Annotated in this window: 1 protein-coding gene; it reads right to left on the reverse strand. The window is 36.5% G+C overall.

All coding sequences use genetic code 11. The features are described 5' to 3' along the window. Positions 1–381, reverse strand: a 381-nt coding sequence (locus BN338_RS10725; protein WP_039762788.1) for a type ISP restriction/modification enzyme, incomplete at both ends; no start/stop codon positions are given.

Raw genomic sequence — 381 nt, forward strand, 5'->3', positions numbered from 1 at the left:
ATTCAAGAGGGATATCTGTCATGATGATATTACTATTGTAAATAACCGTCGATTTATCTTTCTCTTTACCTGCTTTTGCGAATTTCATTTCAGTCACATAATAGAATTTTTCAGGATTAGAGATCTCTGTCTGTTTTGGATTACCTTTTTTAAAGGTCACGGGATAAGGTTCCACGTCTTCATAATTCGCGTGCAAATGCCCGAGTTCACGCCCTGCTGTCACAAACTTCCAAAAATCATCAGCGCTTTTAACACAAGGGATACGAGGCAATTCTTTAGAGAGGTTATCAGCATAACGAGCACGGTAATCTTTTGAATGCAAAATTCCATAAACATAATAAAAGATATCATCTTTAGTGATAGTTTCATTAGGATACGCGA

Source organism: Bartonella queenslandensis AUST/NH15 (genome assembly GCF_000312585.1).
In the GTDB taxonomy this organism is placed as follows: Bacteria; Pseudomonadota; Alphaproteobacteria; order Rhizobiales; family Rhizobiaceae; genus Bartonella; species Bartonella queenslandensis_A.